Here is a 16,630-nt window from a genome sequence, read left to right on the forward strand (position 1 = left end):
AAAGGCTCAATTCCACTACCAATAATAGAACTAAGCGTGATTACTTCTGACCTCAAGTCTTTTGGATAATTGGTGAAAAAAAATCTTTTAATACTTCTTGCACTTTCACATAGTCTGCAATATCTAACTCTTCAATCGCTTCTTTTGCAACTAATGTCAGATTGGCAGTCAAAGTTACTTCCTTACTCAGATCACTACCATTAAGTCTCTCAATAGCTAGATAATCTCTAACTTTTGGACGTCTAATGGTAAGTTCTGAGACAGAAATACCATCAACTGTTATTGGGTTATTAAGTGTTATAGCTTGCATATTTCTCCTTAAAAAGTTAATTAAATAAAAGTCTGCTTGGCTTTTACATAACTAATTTTTTTATTATGATTGTGGTTCTATTACGCTTGTGCTTTATTGAAGTCCATTTTTCTAAATTTTTTCAATAAAAAAGTTAAAATATATTTAATGTCTACGCAGTATCTTTCTAGCCTTCTCGTAAATTGTATCTCTATGTCCTATTGTAACTATGGTTACTTCATATTTTGCAGTGTTGACATGATATATAGTACGGTAATCACCAACCCTTAGTCTTCTGCATCCCTTAAGACTATGGTGTAGCACTTCACCAAGATTAATAGGATCAACTGTAAGCCGCTCTTTTATTGCACTTATAACCCTTGATCTTACTGTTTTCGGAAGACTTGGGAGATCTCTTTCGAGAGCACTGTCTAGGAAGATAATAGTGTATCCCAATCTACGTCCTCACTTTTAGTCTTTTTTGCACCTTCAATATCATACTCATCAGCAACTGCAGATAATAAAATGTCCTCCTCTTCAAGCTCAATTGCTTCCCTGATTAACCTTTCTGCCAGTTCTTGAGCAGGCTGCTTAGTGAGCTTGGCCAGTTCAGCAAGATGCTGTGAAGTTTCTTTGCTAAGAGCTACATTAGTTCCAAGATTTGCCATATACTTTACTAAAATCCACCACTATGATTATTTTATAATGTTTTTCTAAACTTTTCAATAAAAAAAGCGTTCAAAATATATGCTTTATATTTTAGCATTTTTGTTTAATTTTATCAACCATATCAAATCCCTAAAACCGTTTGTAGAAAGGCCATCTGATCAACACCATTTATCTTTCTAATCATATTTTCAGCATCGATTTCTATTAATTCATTACCACCGATAGTAAGTTTATAGTAATGGGCAGCTACAGTGCATTTGAGAGTTGCTTTTTCAGCAGGTTTCCAGTTACCAAAGTCAAATTCTTTAAAAATGCCTCTTAAATTGATTATTACTGCTTCAATATCATTACTTCCACTACCTTGCATTCCACCTCTGAGCGTCAAAGATACCGAATTTCCATTTATCAACCCAAATAGCCGAAAGAGCTCTGTATCGTATTCAGAAAAAGTAAAGTCTGCTTCTAATTTCTCCATGCCCATGTCAATATTTATTGGAATATCCATACCACCAGCTCTATATTCATCTGTTTTTATGGTAAGTTTTGGCAAGGTTATTTCATCTATTTTTCCTGCATAACCCCGGCCATCAACAAATACGTTAAAATTTCTCAGTATTTTCGGTAACACTTTACTTTCTCCTAACTTATTACACTATTATTTACAAGATGAGACCTGAATATTATTTGCTCAGCCGGATATGGCGGTGTAAACTCAAAATCAAAATACACTTTTCCGCTTGCAATATTTGCCGGTGTATTGAGTTCGGGAGTTGCATAACATTTTCCGCTGATAATTGCTCCTTGTGCTTTTAAATTGGCCAAATAAGAATTCACCCCCTCAATCACATCATCTATATAAGTTTTAGTGATATTGCGATCAACTGCCCATAAATGAGCCCTAAGTAAACTATCGTTAATTAAATCTGCAGTTCTTCTCACTGATAAAAAAGCCCATTTTGAGTCATTTGAACATGTTCTATTTCCCCAAAGCCTATAGCCATTTTGATGAATTATCGTTGTTACTTCATTTTCATTCAAGTGGTTTGCTCTACAATTTGTATTACCGAGCGTAAAATCAATAGGCCTGCTTGTGCCAATAATACCGTTTATTTCTTTATTTGAAGGTGAGTGCCAGAAGCCTTGCTCGCTGTCTATCTTAGCTATTAAACCAGCTACAAATGGACTCGATGGCAAGATTTTTTCTTTTCCTTCAATAAATAACTTAATCCATGGGTCAACTACGTAAACTCTTGAGCTGCCTACACTTTTTCTCCATTTTATTGCTTCTTTATCATTGGTATTTGGTCCATCTGCAACAATAATTGCTCTTAATTTTTCTGCTATGGAAATTAAAGCACTCACTACTGAATTTACTCCATCTATTTCAGGTAACTGATGAGTAAACTGAGGTGCAATTAATATTCTTGGCGCAACATGAACTATGCTTTCACTGCTGAGAAATGCCTCAATTCCCTGATATTCTCCGGTTTCTTTATCAACTCCACCGATTATACTTTGAATAGTTTCACTTTCTTTGAGCTTTGGATCGCTGTTTTCACTTTCTTTAACTCGAATAACTACTACTGTTGCACCAATCTGGGAAAATATTCCATTTATTGCAGAAGGTAAACTGCCACTCTTTCCGAGCTTTGCTGCTTCCTTTAAGCTTCCTGCAACTAACACTGGTTTATTTAGCGGAAATTTTTGCTCATCTGCTTCAGGTGCAGTACCAATTACACCTATCACTGATGATTTAGCTGTACGTACTGTCTTTGCTCCTGAGGTTACCTCAATAACATTTACGCCATGTAAAAATTCTTCAGCCATTTCTTTGTATTTTTTTCCTGAAATCATCTAGCAAAGTCTGTAGCTCATTTTCACTTTCGGCTTCTTCAATCTTTCTTTTGGCTAAATCTTCAAGCTCTTCACATTTAATTATTGCTTTTACTGCTTTTTTCACTTTTTCCTCAATTATTCTTGCCATTTCAATAACCGTAATACCACGGACTTTTGCTAAAGGTTCTATAATTTCTTTATCCTTTTCATCTATAGATTCTGGTGCTGCTAGAATGCTTTTTGCGGCTTCCGCTTGAATCTCATAAGATTTAGCTTTTTGGTGAGAATGACCTGCATATTGGTGAGTATGATTATCATAATAGAAACGCATACTATCAAATGCACAAAGCTTCGCATTATCCAGTAACTCCTTTTGTATATCTTCTTTAGTACGCTGAGCAATTTTTCCTCCTTCTGTTAAACAATAGCTTTTTTGCCAATCAAAATCTTCTGGTGCTTCATACCAATCATTTTCAGTTGGCTTACTTTCAAGCGTTGTTGTTTCTACTTGTTTATCATTCTCAAATCTAATGTAGATAGACATTCTTTGTTACCTCCAGAGTTCATAAGTTTCAGATAACCCAGGACATTGCCAAGCTTTTAGCGTTCTCTCTACATCTATTTCAAGCCCCGTGGTTAGAAAATTGCTACGTATGTTATATATTCCCCACTGGATAAATTGACCATAGTTGTATACATAATTTGATGCAAGCATACCTTGACTGACTTGTGTTCTGGAACATAGGTAAGATGATGTGTAAAGTAATATTGCAACTGTTTTTCCTGCTGGAATTTCTACATTGCCAGATCCAGCTAACTTGCTATCAGAACTTGTGTATTGGTAAACATTTTTCCATATTATTCTTGAAATACTTGATTTATTGGTATTATCTGGTGTTCCCACAAATAATCCTGCACCCCCATACTCCGTACTTGAGTACGATGATCCAACAAATTCTATTGTTTTATTTATGTTCACATTGGTTGTATTTTTTACAAATACTACTCCAAGTGCAGCATATGGGTAATAGTATATCTCATCATAACTACCAGAAAAACTATTTGTGCATAACTCTCCGTAAATAAATGTTCCTTTATTTCCCTCTATAAAATAGAGTTGTCTTGGCCGATAAAAACTAACGTAATCTGTATCGTATGTATGGCTACCTGCTAGTAGTTGCAGCATATAGTCTGTTTTTGTTATATCACTGCTCCACTTTCCAAGCTCTGTTGTAAAAGTTCCGTGGCCAAAGTAATTATTTTTTCTGCCAAGTACACCAAACAAGAAAGGTAATGACCCTGGTTCAACCATATTCCTCTTTTTCACTTCTCTCATAATTGATGAACTGCTAGGCACATCATTGATGGAGTTAAATTTGGTTGTCAGTGTTTTTAGTTGGTCTTCCCTGGTTTTTATTTCCTTCATGATCGATGAACCACCTGGCACATCATTAACAGCACGAAAGTTATCCACTAAACCTTTAAGACCATCTTTATGATCATTGCCAACACTATTTATTGCCGCAATATTGGTATTTTTACGAGTATCAAGTAGCGATATATGTGAATCTGATGATGCTTTTAAAGTGTTTAAGGAACTATCCCTAAGCTTGTTGATTTCACTTACAGATTCTGTTTTTGCTACAGTTATCGCCGATATAGAGCTTGCTTTATTGCTGTTTATGTCACTTAAGTGTTTTTTTGCACTATCAAGAAGTTCTTTTAGCTTACCATCTGTCATCTGTACAATTTCAGAAACCGAACTTTTGTCGACTATCAATTCCAATGCTTTAGCAAGATATGCTAATTGATCTGGTGTACTATTTGCTGCTAAATCCTTAAGCCTTCCTTGTAGTACATCAATTATTTCTTTTATTGTGGTCATTTGCACAACGTTGGAAATAGTTTTTTTATCTATTATTAATTCCAGCGATTTTGCAAGATATGCCAGTTGATCAGGTGTGCTGTTTGCTGCTAAATCCTTTATCCTTTGATGTAACGCTTCTATTGCTTCTTTCATTCCCAAAAATTCAAAAAAGTTTCAAATCTAAATCGTTTAAAATTATTTTTTAGTTGATTATGCTCATCTTCTCTTTCGGTAATATCTTCATCTATTTTCTCAATTGTGGTACGGATACGAACAACATCTTGCACAGCAATGTTTTCTGGATGAGGCAGTGGATACCCTCTGCTTGTTTTATCATCTGACATTCTGCTAAGTGATAATGATTCGTAGATTTTTGACTTTAGGGCGATAAACAACCGTTCCACTAAGTACTAACTTTACCCTCGTCTCATTACCATTAAAGTTTGTTAGCACATGAGTTCTTTCCACCCAGTTGTCTCCAATAGGTTTTCCTACTGTTAAATCTACTAATTGCCATTCTCCCACGTTTTTCTCTACATAAGTTTTAACATCTGCAGTGCCAGGTATCAGCGCATCATATGTTATGGTAATCTTAGTGTTAGCTCCTGCTGTAATGCTCCTAGTTACATAATCTCCTTTTTCCCCTATATTACCCATAACTAGCTGTAACCCAGGATATAGCACTGGACTTTTTTCTCGCCCTCCTTTTAGGCTTGCTTTTACCGTTAATTCCCCACTTATTCTTTCACGCAGTGCAAGTGGCAAATTATCAGACAGAAAGTTTTCTTTTCCTTCTTCGTCTGTTAAAATAAATTCTACATTGGTATCAAATGCTACTTTTTCGACGTTCGTTAAAACAATTAAATCTGAAGTATTGTTTGCAGTAACTTTACCAAGATCAATAACGTGAGAACTTTCGCTAAATTTTGCTGCTAATAGCCGAAACGTTAAATCTAAATTCTGATGCGGTGTCCACGTACTTGCATTGCTAGATGACAGTAATACTCCTACTTGATATGGCTGACTTGTTACCCAACGGCTATTTACTGCATCATATTTGCCAAGTTCTGCTACTTTGACCGCATTTTCCCCGTCATCGGTAAGTAAAACTATTGCATATTCCTGCCCAGCATGACAAAACACTGGCGACCAAGTAATACGTGTTGCTGTGCCATCTATCTTTATATCTTTTGGCTCAATATAGCTTTCAGCAATGACAGTCTGCGAGGGCATTCCCACTGCTGTTTCTCTAATCTGCACAACAACACGTTTTTTGCCTTTATTTATAAACCATAGCTCCACGCCTCCTATGTGTCTGCTCTCATTTAGCGTAAATGTTTGGGCTAAAGGATCAACTCGTCTTGCTGCGATCACTCTTCTTCTTTCTTCTATGGTAATAGTTTTTTTACCAGTATACGTTGTTTCTCCATAGCTTCCTTTATCCCCGTAAAACTGTACTAATTTAGTACCTGCTGGAATATTTGCTGGGATTTTTATTTTTCCACTTATTTGTCCTTGATTTTCCACTTTTTTTCTTTTTATTTTTACATAGGTTGGATAATGATGCCGTCAAATTTTACTTCTTTAAGCCTTTCACCTAGCTCAAAACCTTCAATTTCAAAATCTTGTACTGCTTCTCTCATAAATTCAGCTTCGTATGAAGTACTTGACAGCAATTCTGTTGTTTCTTTAACATTAAATACTCTGGTTACTGGACTTTTCCAATTAGTGGTAACCTCTGTCCAGTGGTCAATGTTTTTATTTAGAGTAATTTGTGCCGGGACTGGATCAAAAGCTTGATATGGATTAATCTTTTCTCCTTTAGTCTGTAAAAGCTGCTCCAGTACCGGTTCAAGTTCATATGGCAAAAGATATCTTTCCCCACCTTTTTCAATATCTGCAACTTCTACATCTATTGGCAGAACTAGCTCTCTATTTACTATTGCTGCAGACTGCGAAATTCCTTGATCGCGCATATCATCATCAAAGAACGGATCTACAAATACCCCTTTTTTTGTGGTAGGCTCTCTTGAATTTGCATCACTGCGTAAACGCTCCTCTGCAACTAATGCATAAAGATCATTTATTCCTTTTTTCATTGCTTCAAGTTCATTCATCGGTACAGCATGAATAGCATTATTCATTACTTTCACCCCTTCTTTTTCCCCATCTTTCCACGTCTGATGAATGTAGCAGAGTAAAAGTTGTCCGCTAGGTGCTTTTGGCATTGATGGTTTCCAAGGGTGGGCAATTCCTTTTATTCTCCTTACTACCCCTTTGCTATCTATAGTAATTAAATCAAAGCGTGGCATCTTCCAGGTGTAATCAATCAGAACCAAGCTGTTATCAACTGCTCCCCTTACTTTACATCCCTCTTCATTTATATCTTCAGGGCTTACATGAGTGCGACAGCGATAGGTTATCGAGTAACTACTTCCAGGAGCTGGTTCTTTGCCGGGTAATGACCAATCAACGTTTCCTGCGTTTAACTTATAGTCTATACTGTTTTCATAAATAACATCACCTTGTTTAATTTGAATAATCTCAAGTACCGCAGAGTCAGGTATCGGATCAATAGCTCCAGAGTATGAACCGTGAGTAACGGTAACTGTTTTTTGAACAGTGATATCAACCTTTTTGATTTCGCTGATTGGAAAATCATTAACCTTCAGTTCCATTACTCTTTCGCTGTTTGGCTGAAAAGTATGGGGTTCTGATTCAACTGATTTTATATCTGGATCTTCATCAAAAGAAACACGAATACTGTGAGGCAACTCAATTTCATAACCATCAACATGAGCTTTGCCCTCATTAATCACAAAAATTTCTTTTTTACCCTTTTTTACCCCTTCTTCTCCCTTTTCTTCTTTGTGGAGGAACATCACTTCTAGCCCATTTACGACGTAGGAACCATTTGCCTCCTTGTCATAACGAGCAAGCGCTGTGGTTACTATGTTTGCTTGTGGTGGCGGTGAATGCTCTATTAATACTCCGTTTTCAATGTTGTAAATTGGATAAAATTCTCCATCAGTAGAAAAAGTGGGAGAAACATTCTCTGCTTGATAACCCCAAATGGTGGAAACTTTAAGTCTTGCTGCCCCTACTTCTTGATAATTACGTGTACCAACGGCAGGATCACGAAGATTCTCATCCTCAAGTTCTGTAATAGTGGATAGGGCGAAAAAAACACCGATGCGAACTGTGGTATTCAGTGGAATAATAAATCTTTTTCCCCCTACTTTTCTCACCGCTCCACGAAGATAGATTTTTCCCGATTCAAGTGTGACTTCGCCGGTTTCCCCATCTATGATACAGTTGCTTCCTGTTATAACATCACCATCACGAAATATCGCATCTCCTATGCCTTTGAGCTTGAAAAGAGCATACTCTTGAGTCTCGTTTAATTCTGCTGACTGTAAACCCCTTCCTGCCAGGAATAAGCTTTTTTCGTACTCTTTGTCAGGATCAAAGCGATTGTAATAGCCGTTTAAACTCATGTTACTTCCAATTGACTTCAGCCTTATAAGGGATTATCACCGTAATCTCCTCTATTTTATTCGCATTAGTTGCTTTAATGACCCAATCATTCTCCAGCTCAGTTACAGTTACTTTATGAGTATCCTTATCCCAAACATTATTACCCAGTTTTATATTTACCTCACTCCCATCTGCTATTTTTGGTACGAGATAAACACCGTTATAACTTAAATCAATTTCTGGATTTTTAATTCGAGTCGAAAAAGAAGGTTTAAACTTAAACTCTCCTGATTGTTTAAATCTTTGCCACTTTTCTTGATCTACCTCACTTAACTTCACTGCCAACATGTCATAATAGTATTTTAGCTTCGGCAGAGCTTTTACTTTGTTACTTAACTCTTTTCCTCCGTTAAATGCAGTATAATCAAGATGTATAATCACATCAGAAACTTTTTCAGTATTTTGTAGCTCTAAAATCCAATCAGATACCGCCCCTGTACCTTCAAATGGTAGATAACGTTCATCATTGAAGTTTAATTCGAATAATCCACTATCTTCTTGGTTTCCTTTTGATATTGCTATCTGCTGATTTGTATTACAGTTTACTCTTAATGATTGATTATCACTGAGTTCATTATTTTCATCGAGTAATGACCTTATTGCCTCAATCTCAGGTTTCAGTACTACTCTGTTGGCTGTTTGTTGCAATGTAGCATGAATATCCTGATAAGGAGCAACTTCTGCTTTAATAGTAATTCTTATACTTTTAATCTTACGACAATAATGACCTGGAAAATCAAGATCAAACATTTTTTCTGTTAATGCAAACTTACAGCTTCCTTGAGTTTTTAACTCATTGATTGCAATAGGACTTAGAGGTATTGTTTTAGTAATCTCCAGAGCTCTTTCATTATTATCAAGATACTCTTTGGCCATTTGCTCAAGAGCAAACTTCAAGCTATGACCTGCAAGTAATCCTTCTTTTAAGCTGTTCCAAGAGCTTGCTGTAACAAATACTCTATCGTTATTCAACTCATACTGATAAGTTTTTTCCACCTGTTTTACCATCTCTAAAGCCATCTTATAAGCTTGGAAATATATTATTGCTATTTGCCCTTTCATCCAGTCATAGAGCTCTTTACTTGTAAACTTACTTTCAAAGAATTCCCTTTTTTCCTGGTTTTGCTTGATTGACTCTTTATGTACTTTTAATTCTTGCTCAGCAATGGTTTGATTAATTTGATTTGCCTCTATTGTGTGGTTGATCTGCTTCACATCACAGGCAGCTAATTTTTTCTGTAGATCCCAATCTTCAGCACGTCTTTGATAACTTGCTATGATATTGGATAATTCTGCACCTTCTTTCTTAATATCTGCTAGAGTAGTCAGAAAATCTGCTCCTGTTTGTGTAGAAAAGCCAGGTTTAGCACCACCAAAAGAAAAACCAAATACTGTAGGTATCCAATGTGCTAATGCTGCAGCTCCAAATATACCACAAGCTCCAAGTCTTGTTGAAGTTGCTTCAGAATATGATAAGATTCCTTTCACTTCATGGTATGAACGTCCAGCATTGATTAAACTTTCATAATGCGATTCACGCTCCTCAGCATTATTTAAACTTGCACTCAGTGCATCTTTTTCTTTCTTTAAGGCTTCTATGGTCTTTTCTTTAACCGATGAGATTAAATTACTGATTATTCCTTCTTGTTTGTTGTAAAGAATAGTCAGTGACTCAGCGTCTCTCTTTTCCAGAACATCAAGTAATTCTGAGCCAAATTCTATCACCGTTTCAACTATCGATTTTGCATAACTTACCATTTTACTGAAGCGATAATGTGGTATTAGCTTCACCTCTGGTAGTGCTAGAGAATAACTGCCAGTTGCTGCTGCTAATTGCTTAGGATTAAGTGGTGGTTGAAATAAAGGTAATACTGCTTTTTTTCCTCTAACATCTAAACAATGTCTTATTTTATATAAGCGATCTTCAACTTTATCCCATAGACCAATAAAGCTCTTATTTTCAGGTGTGCAGAAGTAATTGCTGTATTTGATAAGATCATGAGCTTCATCAGATTGAACTGCGAGTTGTGAACCAGCTGGTAGTTCTGTTTCCATTTTCAATAAATCATGGTCTTTTAATTCACTGAAGGATTGAGGTTGAACTGAAAAATTTCCTTTTTTAATAGGTTTTGGGCCAAGTAAATCCCAAGCTCTGATATACAGCATCGTAGCTTGATTTAATGCTTCCCAAGATCCCTTAGCAAAGAGCATATCTCCCCAATCAATGAGGTTATCTATGTAGGAGATGATGATATACTTTTCAAATGCAGTGGTACGTTGTTTTGCAATGGTGTATGGGTCAAATGGATCAATTGCCAGTTCTTCAGCAGTTTGAGTATCATTTATCGACTCAACGATATTATCACTGTTATGCTTTTCAAAAGGCAAAAACTGCCATTCTTTATTATTATTGGTAGGGTTAAAGATATATTGATACCATTTCCTTGCTGTAGCAAAGTCCTGTTCTTTGTGCAAGTGCCAAGCAACCAGCATTGGAATATGGAAAAATATTTCCCATAGATAAAGGCCATAAGCGCCACTGAAGTCCAAAGTATCACTTGGACGATGAGAGATACTATCTGTTGGATTAAATCTTGAAAATGGAAGTTGTTCTATTTTCTGTGACTTTAGAGTTAAAATACTTTTTGGCCCACCAGCATAAGCTTTTTGACGTAAATGGCGAACATTGCCGGTGATGTTTAACCTCGTAAAAGAGAATTTTATATCTTGAAAGTTAGATTTTTGGCTTTTACCATCATATTCAAACTCAAGCTTATTTTCACTTTTGTTTATCTTGTAAGTTGATTTCTCACTAATTGCAGGTAGATCGTAATCTTTAGGTAAAAGCAAGAAAGACTCACGAATATTTTCACGCTCGAGGTTACCTTCAACGATGAACCAACCAGGTTTATTGATTACTTGCTGGGATAAGGACTTTTTAAAATTACTTAGCAATGTTAACCACTTTTTATCATCATCTTTATGTAGAAGTTCAGCATTATCCTTTTTATTAGTAACGTTAGTTTCAAAGATATTTTTAGTTTTCCCTAAATGAAGTTTATCATCACGGTTAATTACATCATAAGAAGGGTATGAAATGCTTATTTGTATTTCTTGTTTAAATACGTTATTATTTTCATCAGTACCGAAAAATGATACTTTATCACCTCGAATGATAGGGCAGGCATCGCTTTTAATATTTGAAGTTATGGTTGTCCAATAATCAGCCTCATTGTTGTAAACATATACTTTTTCACAATACTTACCATCTAATTTGCTACGAAAGAAAATAACGTTATCGCCAACTACTGCAACTTTGTCTTTACCTAGTTCTCCACTTAAGGTGTGTGAAGTCCATTTTTTATTTTCATCAACTTCATCGTCATTATAGATATCTACCTGCGAAGAGTATATAAAATTACCATTTCTCAAACCTTTATTTCCTCCAAGGAAAATAGCCTTTTTGCCAATTACTGCTACTGCTGCAAAAGCCCTCGCTTCACTAGCAGCATGTACTGTCCATTCTCCAGTTTCATCATCATAAATATCTATCTGTGAGGATTTGTAACCTCCAAAGAAAATAGCTCTCTTATCTACTACTGCTACCGATATCCATTTCCGTGCTTCACTAGTGGTGTGAGTAGTCCAACTTCCTGTTTCACTGTCATAAATATCTATTTTTGAAGAATTATCTATAGTTTTTATATCTCCAAAAAAAATAGCTTTTTTGCCGACTACACCTACTCTTGCACTATACCTTCCTTCACTAGCAGTATGAGTAGTCCAACTTCCTGTTTCACTATCATAGATATCTACTTGCGAAGAACATATTACATGATTACTACTATCATAACCTTTATTTCCTGCGAAAAAAATAGCTTTCTTTCCTACTACCGCTACTGTTACACTCATTCTTGCTTCACTAGTAGTGCATGTTGTCCAACTTCTTGTTTCATCGTCATAAATATCTATTCGTGCTGAGCATTCACCATTAATCTTCTTACCTCCAAAGAAAACGGCTTTGTGATTTACTACTGCCACTGCTACATCCCACCGTCCTTCACTAGCAGTATGAGTAGTCCAGCTTCCTGTTTCACTGTCATAAATATCTATTTTTGAGGAAAATAGCTCCTTTGAGAACCGATTATTTGTAGTACCCCCAAAGAAAATAGCTTTGTTGCTTACTATTCCTACTGTTGGTTGATATCGTGCTTCGCTAGAAGTATGAGTTGTCCAATTTCCTGTGTTATCATCGTAAACATTTACTTGTGAAAAGTATTGATAATTTGGATAATTGCCACTCCTGCCACCAAAAAAAATGACCTTATTGCCAACTCCTGTAATCGTTATACTCTTTCGATTAAGGAAACTTTTGTTTAGGTCGATAATACGATATTTATAAGGAAGATTATTAATAAACTTTCCTTTCTGATTCTTACTAGCAACTAAATCTTCATCAAGAGTAAATAGATTAGATAAACTTACACTATCAAACTTTGTTTTGCCGATAACAATTACTATCCGTTTTTCTTTTCCGTTCTCTTCTTGAAGGTAAAAAGCTGCCACTTTCTTCCAGTATAATTTTTTTGCTTCATCAACTGGATCTATTTTAATATCACTTGCAAGCTTCTGTGGTGCTGTCCAACTGCCACTTGGTTTTTGAAATATGTAATTAATCGTTGCATCGATTCTTTTTTCGTTATTTTCACTTTTTTCAATTTGTTGCACCCAAAATATAAATAATCTGTTGAATGCATGTATTGGGGTTATTGTTTCAACTGGAATCGATGCCTCTATTTTCTCCCACGCAGTCCAGTAAAGTATATTTTGATTTTTCTGATCAAATACTGCTGCGCGGTAATAATAATCGTATGGTTGCGCAAGAGTTCTGCCAATAACGTACAGTGTGTTTTTTCCTTCTACTTTTTCATAACAACTATCAACTATTTTTAAACTAGTTACTTGTTCAAAATCTTCAAAATACTTCATGTATGCATCACTTACTCCTTCGTCGGTGATATTTCCTTGCATGAGCGTGTTTTGTAGTTTCTTATACTCTGGAGTAACAATTTTACGTAATGTTGGATTTAAGTAGTTTTCTGGATATAATTTTATCTTATTGCTTGCTTCCCATTCACGATAACTGGACAGCCATTTCCATTCTTCTTCCGTCAGGCCTTTAATCTCCACATCCTTATCTTTATCTTTTTCTATCTTCATCATAGCGCGATGAATGTATAGCTGAACACTATTTAGTGCTGCTTTAATCGGCGAAATCTTTGAACATTCACTCATTTCAACATCGATCAACAAAAATCCATAAAGATCTCTCATGTTTTTCAGACCTGGATTAGTATGTATCATGTACCTTGCTAGAATATCTCGCTTTTCTCTTGCTAAATATCCTTCGTCTTTTTCAGTGATCAGTTCTAAATCTTTTTCAGTATCGGTATATTTTTTCCATCCTTCACTTGCTTTTAAATTGTATAAATCCTGAAGCTTCAGTAGAACTTTGACATTGATTTCAGCTATATCCATGAGAGACTTAATCTTCATTAAAGAATTCACCGAATCTTGCTTGCCAAAATATTGCTTAAATATTTCGACTTTTTTAATAGCTTCGAGTGTATCTTTACTCCAACCAGTAAGCTGAACCATTTTCTCCGTTACTTTATCACTGCTGTAGTCATTGCCAAATAACCAGTTAATGTATTCAGGTAGTGTAGAATATGATGCTTTAAGTGTTTTATAGTTTAACAGAGTCCGAATCTGCTCAATTGACCATTTTCCCTCTACTCCATAGACACTTTTGTAACTTGTAATACCCTCTACTTCAAACTTTAGCGTTGTAAATACATCTATGTTATGAATGAGCTTTTCTAAAAATCCTTTGTCTGAAAATGACTGTGGTTTATTGGGATCAACAGTAAATGCATAAATAGCATCGAGTATTTCAGGTTGAATGTTGCCTACACACTTATATACTTCGTTATAGAAACTCTGCGAATCTTTTACTTCTTTTGTTGATTCATATAATTGTTTCGCAAGTTGCTTACTTGAAGCAGGATCAATCAATCTGCGTATTTGCTCTGTCGTAATTGCATGTTTTGTGAGCCAATCATTAAATTCAACCACATTTTCCAGATTTATTCCTTCTACGCTTAATTGTAATAAGAGCTCTGCTATTGGTATGTTTACTAATCTTGCAAGCAGAACTTGTTTATATACTTTTAAAATTTTTTCTCCGAATACCTCTTGATCATTGTGGTAGTTAATCAAAGCAGTTAATTCATTACTGTTTACTTCTAAAATATTTTGCAATGCGCTATAATTACTTGCTGTAGCAGCTAGATCTTTGAGGCTTTTTTGACTTAAAAGTGCTTTAAATTCTGGTAGACTGTCAATTTTACTTGATACACTCTCTGGTAAACTATCAGCATACAATGCAAATATCTTAGCTAAAGGTTGCTTAAATCTTTCTTGTAGATTTTTAATCTTTGCTATTTTTTTCTGATCAATTTTACTCCCATTTAGTGCTTGAGTTAATTCAGCAAATGACCAATTAAGTTTGTTTGCTAAACGAATGAAGCGATGTAGAAAGCTCAGTGCTTGATTATCAAGATTATTTATAGTTTGTTCTGTAATAGTAAGTTTTTTTGCACCTTTATAGCTATCAAGTAATGGTTGAAGCTTATCATGCTCTATACCTGTTTGTGCAATGAATTTATCAACATTTTTCAATTGATCTATTTTTCCATCTTTTATTCCATATACCTCTTTTAAATAAGCTTCTGTTTCATTATCAGACGTAATTACTTCATATTCCTCCGGAGAAAGACTCAAAAATTCTGCATCAGTGTCAGCATTTTCAATCAGTATTTTATATATCTCTGCTAAGCTTGTCTTATGCTTCTTAAGGTAAGCACGTATACTCATTAGCGGAAAATTTGCTGGAAGATTAAAAGGATATTTGGCAGTTGCAAGCTTACATAGGACATCATCTTCTTTAAGCGTAAGTTTTAGATTTTTCTCCATTATTTCATTGACAATTTCAAGATATAGCTTTTCCTTGTTGGTATTGTCACAATCGAGTTTAATATCGTAGAGATCAGGACGACGTTTTTTAAGTAATTTAGGTGGCTGCTCATATTTATCAACTATTTCCAATAATTTAACCAGATAAGCTGCAGGACTAAGTACCGATTGGCAACTTTCACATTGATTGTAATCGTCGGTATTAAAGATTTTTGGTATTTGCATTTTTTCTCCTGTAAATTTTAATGTATGTTACAACAACGTTGAGCTCGATAATGAGGCTCAGAGATGTTCCTAGCGTTTGCCATGTAAATTGAGATAAACTTTTTCCTGGCCACAGCTTTTTGATAGATATCCCGTGCTGTGCTTTCTAAAAATATATCTTTTACCGCTTCGACAAATCTATCTTCGAATAAGTCGGTAATTTTAAATGCTGAGTCGTATAAGAAGTTTTCATTATCTTTAAAACTAAGCAGCTGCTTTGCAGTTAAATCATCAAGTCCCATCTTCTGAAGACGGACAATAGCATCATTTATCATTTTTTTCTCCCTTTAAGTTTTTTAAAATGTGACAACAAAGGAAAAAGTTTCCCGAGTTGCTGCAGTTCGAATAAGTGGTACCGTATGTTCAAGTACCAACAAAATTCCTGAATCTTCAATGTCTTTTGGCTCAAAATATCTCTGTCCTGTAGGTAATCCTTTTTTTACTTTAGTACCAACCATAACCCCAAGTTCCCTGATAACTTGATTTGCTGCGTCCGTGAAATCGAAAGTAAATTTAAGATAGAGATTATTAGTTGGTACATTTGAGGGCCTAAACCTTCCGGAGGGAGTAACAAGCTCTCCATTCTCATCACCTGTGCAGAAGAGCACTTCGTTCGCAGTACGTCTGCCAAGCTCATTGAGCAGTTTTTCAGAAGTTATCAGCTCTGGTGGTGTGCTTTCACTATATTCTACAGTAACTGCACTATTTGCCCTGATAGAGCTATTTTCCGTACGTTTTATTACACCACTACTGCTATCAACTATATAATCTATACTTGACTGATAAGTTGTTTGTCCTGTAAAAACCCTTACATCTTTAATAGTGTGGTGATCTAGAGCTATTTCACCCTCAACAAAAACTTTTTCGACCTGATGGCTACTTCCAGAGCTTGAATCACCTGTTCCCCAAGCAAGATGTATAACTTGCTCTTTTATGCTGGCTGCTATTGCTGCTCTTCCTGATTGTGTAAGAATTGACACCTGTGATGAGTTTGAAAGGCTTATATAATATATATTCAGGATTTGGAAAATTTTTGTCCAAAAAAAATGAATTTTTGCCTAATTTTTTGTTGCAGTATTATTTAAAAATCGAACTGTATTATTCTCGAAAAAAAACAATAGAATATCAATAGG

13 protein-coding genes are annotated in these 16,630 nt (G+C 35.4%); all 13 read right to left on the minus strand.

The genetic code is table 11. From position 1 onward, the window contains the following. Window positions 1-52: 52 nt before the first annotated feature. Window positions 53-310, minus strand: a complete 258-nt coding sequence (locus ABWU73_RS02485; RefSeq protein WP_065095401.1) for a phage tail assembly protein — start codon at window positions 308-310, stop codon at window positions 53-55. 144 nt (window positions 311-454) lie between these two features. Next, window positions 455-745: a type II toxin-antitoxin system RelE family toxin gene (locus ABWU73_RS02490; protein ID WP_065095400.1), complete on the minus strand. Its 291-nt coding sequence runs from the start codon at window positions 743-745 to the stop codon at window positions 455-457. Continuing rightward, window positions 721-957 carry a hypothetical protein gene (locus ABWU73_RS02495; protein WP_065095399.1) on the minus strand — a complete coding sequence of 79 codons (237 nt, stop codon included), beginning with the start codon at window positions 955-957 and terminating at the stop codon, window positions 721-723. The genes ABWU73_RS02490 and ABWU73_RS02495 overlap by 25 nt, the downstream gene beginning before the upstream one ends. Window positions 958-1,079: 122 nt before the next feature. Then, window positions 1,080-1,586: a phage major tail tube protein gene (locus ABWU73_RS02500; RefSeq protein ID WP_065095398.1), complete on the minus strand. Its 507-nt coding sequence runs from the start codon at window positions 1,584-1,586 to the stop codon at window positions 1,080-1,082. 11 nt (window positions 1,587-1,597) lie between these two features. Then, a complete protein-coding gene (locus tag ABWU73_RS02505) occupies window positions 1,598-2,785 on the minus strand; it encodes a phage tail sheath subtilisin-like domain-containing protein (RefSeq protein ID WP_065095403.1) in 1,188 nt (395 codons plus the stop codon). Next, on the minus strand, window positions 2,778-3,338 hold the full coding sequence (locus ABWU73_RS02510; RefSeq protein ID WP_065095397.1) for a hypothetical protein: 561 nt from the start codon (window positions 3,336-3,338) through the stop codon (window positions 2,778-2,780). Before ABWU73_RS02510 ends, ABWU73_RS02505 begins: the two co-directional genes overlap by 8 nt. A 6-nt stretch (window positions 3,339-3,344) precedes the next feature. Further along, entirely contained in the window at window positions 3,345-4,814 is a 1,470-nt protein-coding gene (locus ABWU73_RS02515; protein WP_065095396.1) for a hypothetical protein, read from the minus strand. Further along, a complete protein-coding gene (locus ABWU73_RS02520; protein WP_065095395.1) occupies window positions 4,811-5,005 on the minus strand; it encodes a hypothetical protein in 195 nt (64 codons plus the stop codon). Before ABWU73_RS02520 ends, ABWU73_RS02515 begins: the two co-directional genes overlap by 4 nt. A gap of 4 nt (window positions 5,006-5,009) precedes the next feature. Then, window positions 5,010-6,188 (minus strand): hypothetical protein, encoded by a 1,179-nt coding sequence (locus ABWU73_RS02525; RefSeq protein ID WP_065095394.1) that lies wholly within the window; start codon window positions 6,186-6,188, stop codon window positions 5,010-5,012. A 17-nt stretch (window positions 6,189-6,205) separates the two neighbouring features. After that, a complete protein-coding gene (locus ABWU73_RS02530; protein ID WP_265038507.1) occupies window positions 6,206-8,158 on the minus strand; it encodes a DUF4815 domain-containing protein in 1,953 nt (650 codons plus the stop codon). A gap of 1 nt (window position 8,159) precedes the next feature. Further along, window positions 8,160-15,458: a neuraminidase-like domain-containing protein gene (locus ABWU73_RS02535; protein WP_341810179.1), complete on the minus strand. Its 7,299-nt coding sequence runs from the start codon at window positions 15,456-15,458 to the stop codon at window positions 8,160-8,162. Window positions 15,459-15,475: 17 nt separating this feature from the next. Then, window positions 15,476-15,772 carry a hypothetical protein gene (locus ABWU73_RS02540; protein ID WP_065095317.1) on the minus strand — a complete coding sequence of 99 codons (297 nt, stop codon included), beginning with the start codon at window positions 15,770-15,772 and terminating at the stop codon, window positions 15,476-15,478. A gap of 21 nt (window positions 15,773-15,793) precedes the next feature. After that, window positions 15,794-16,477, minus strand: coding sequence for a hypothetical protein (locus ABWU73_RS02545; protein WP_065095316.1), 684 nt, complete (start codon window positions 16,475-16,477; stop codon window positions 15,794-15,796). Between the last annotated feature and the right edge of the window lie 153 nt (window positions 16,478-16,630).

The organism is Wolbachia endosymbiont (group A) of Andrena helvola, from assembly GCF_964028415.1.
Lineage (GTDB): Bacteria > Pseudomonadota > Alphaproteobacteria > Rickettsiales > Anaplasmataceae > Wolbachia > Wolbachia pipientis.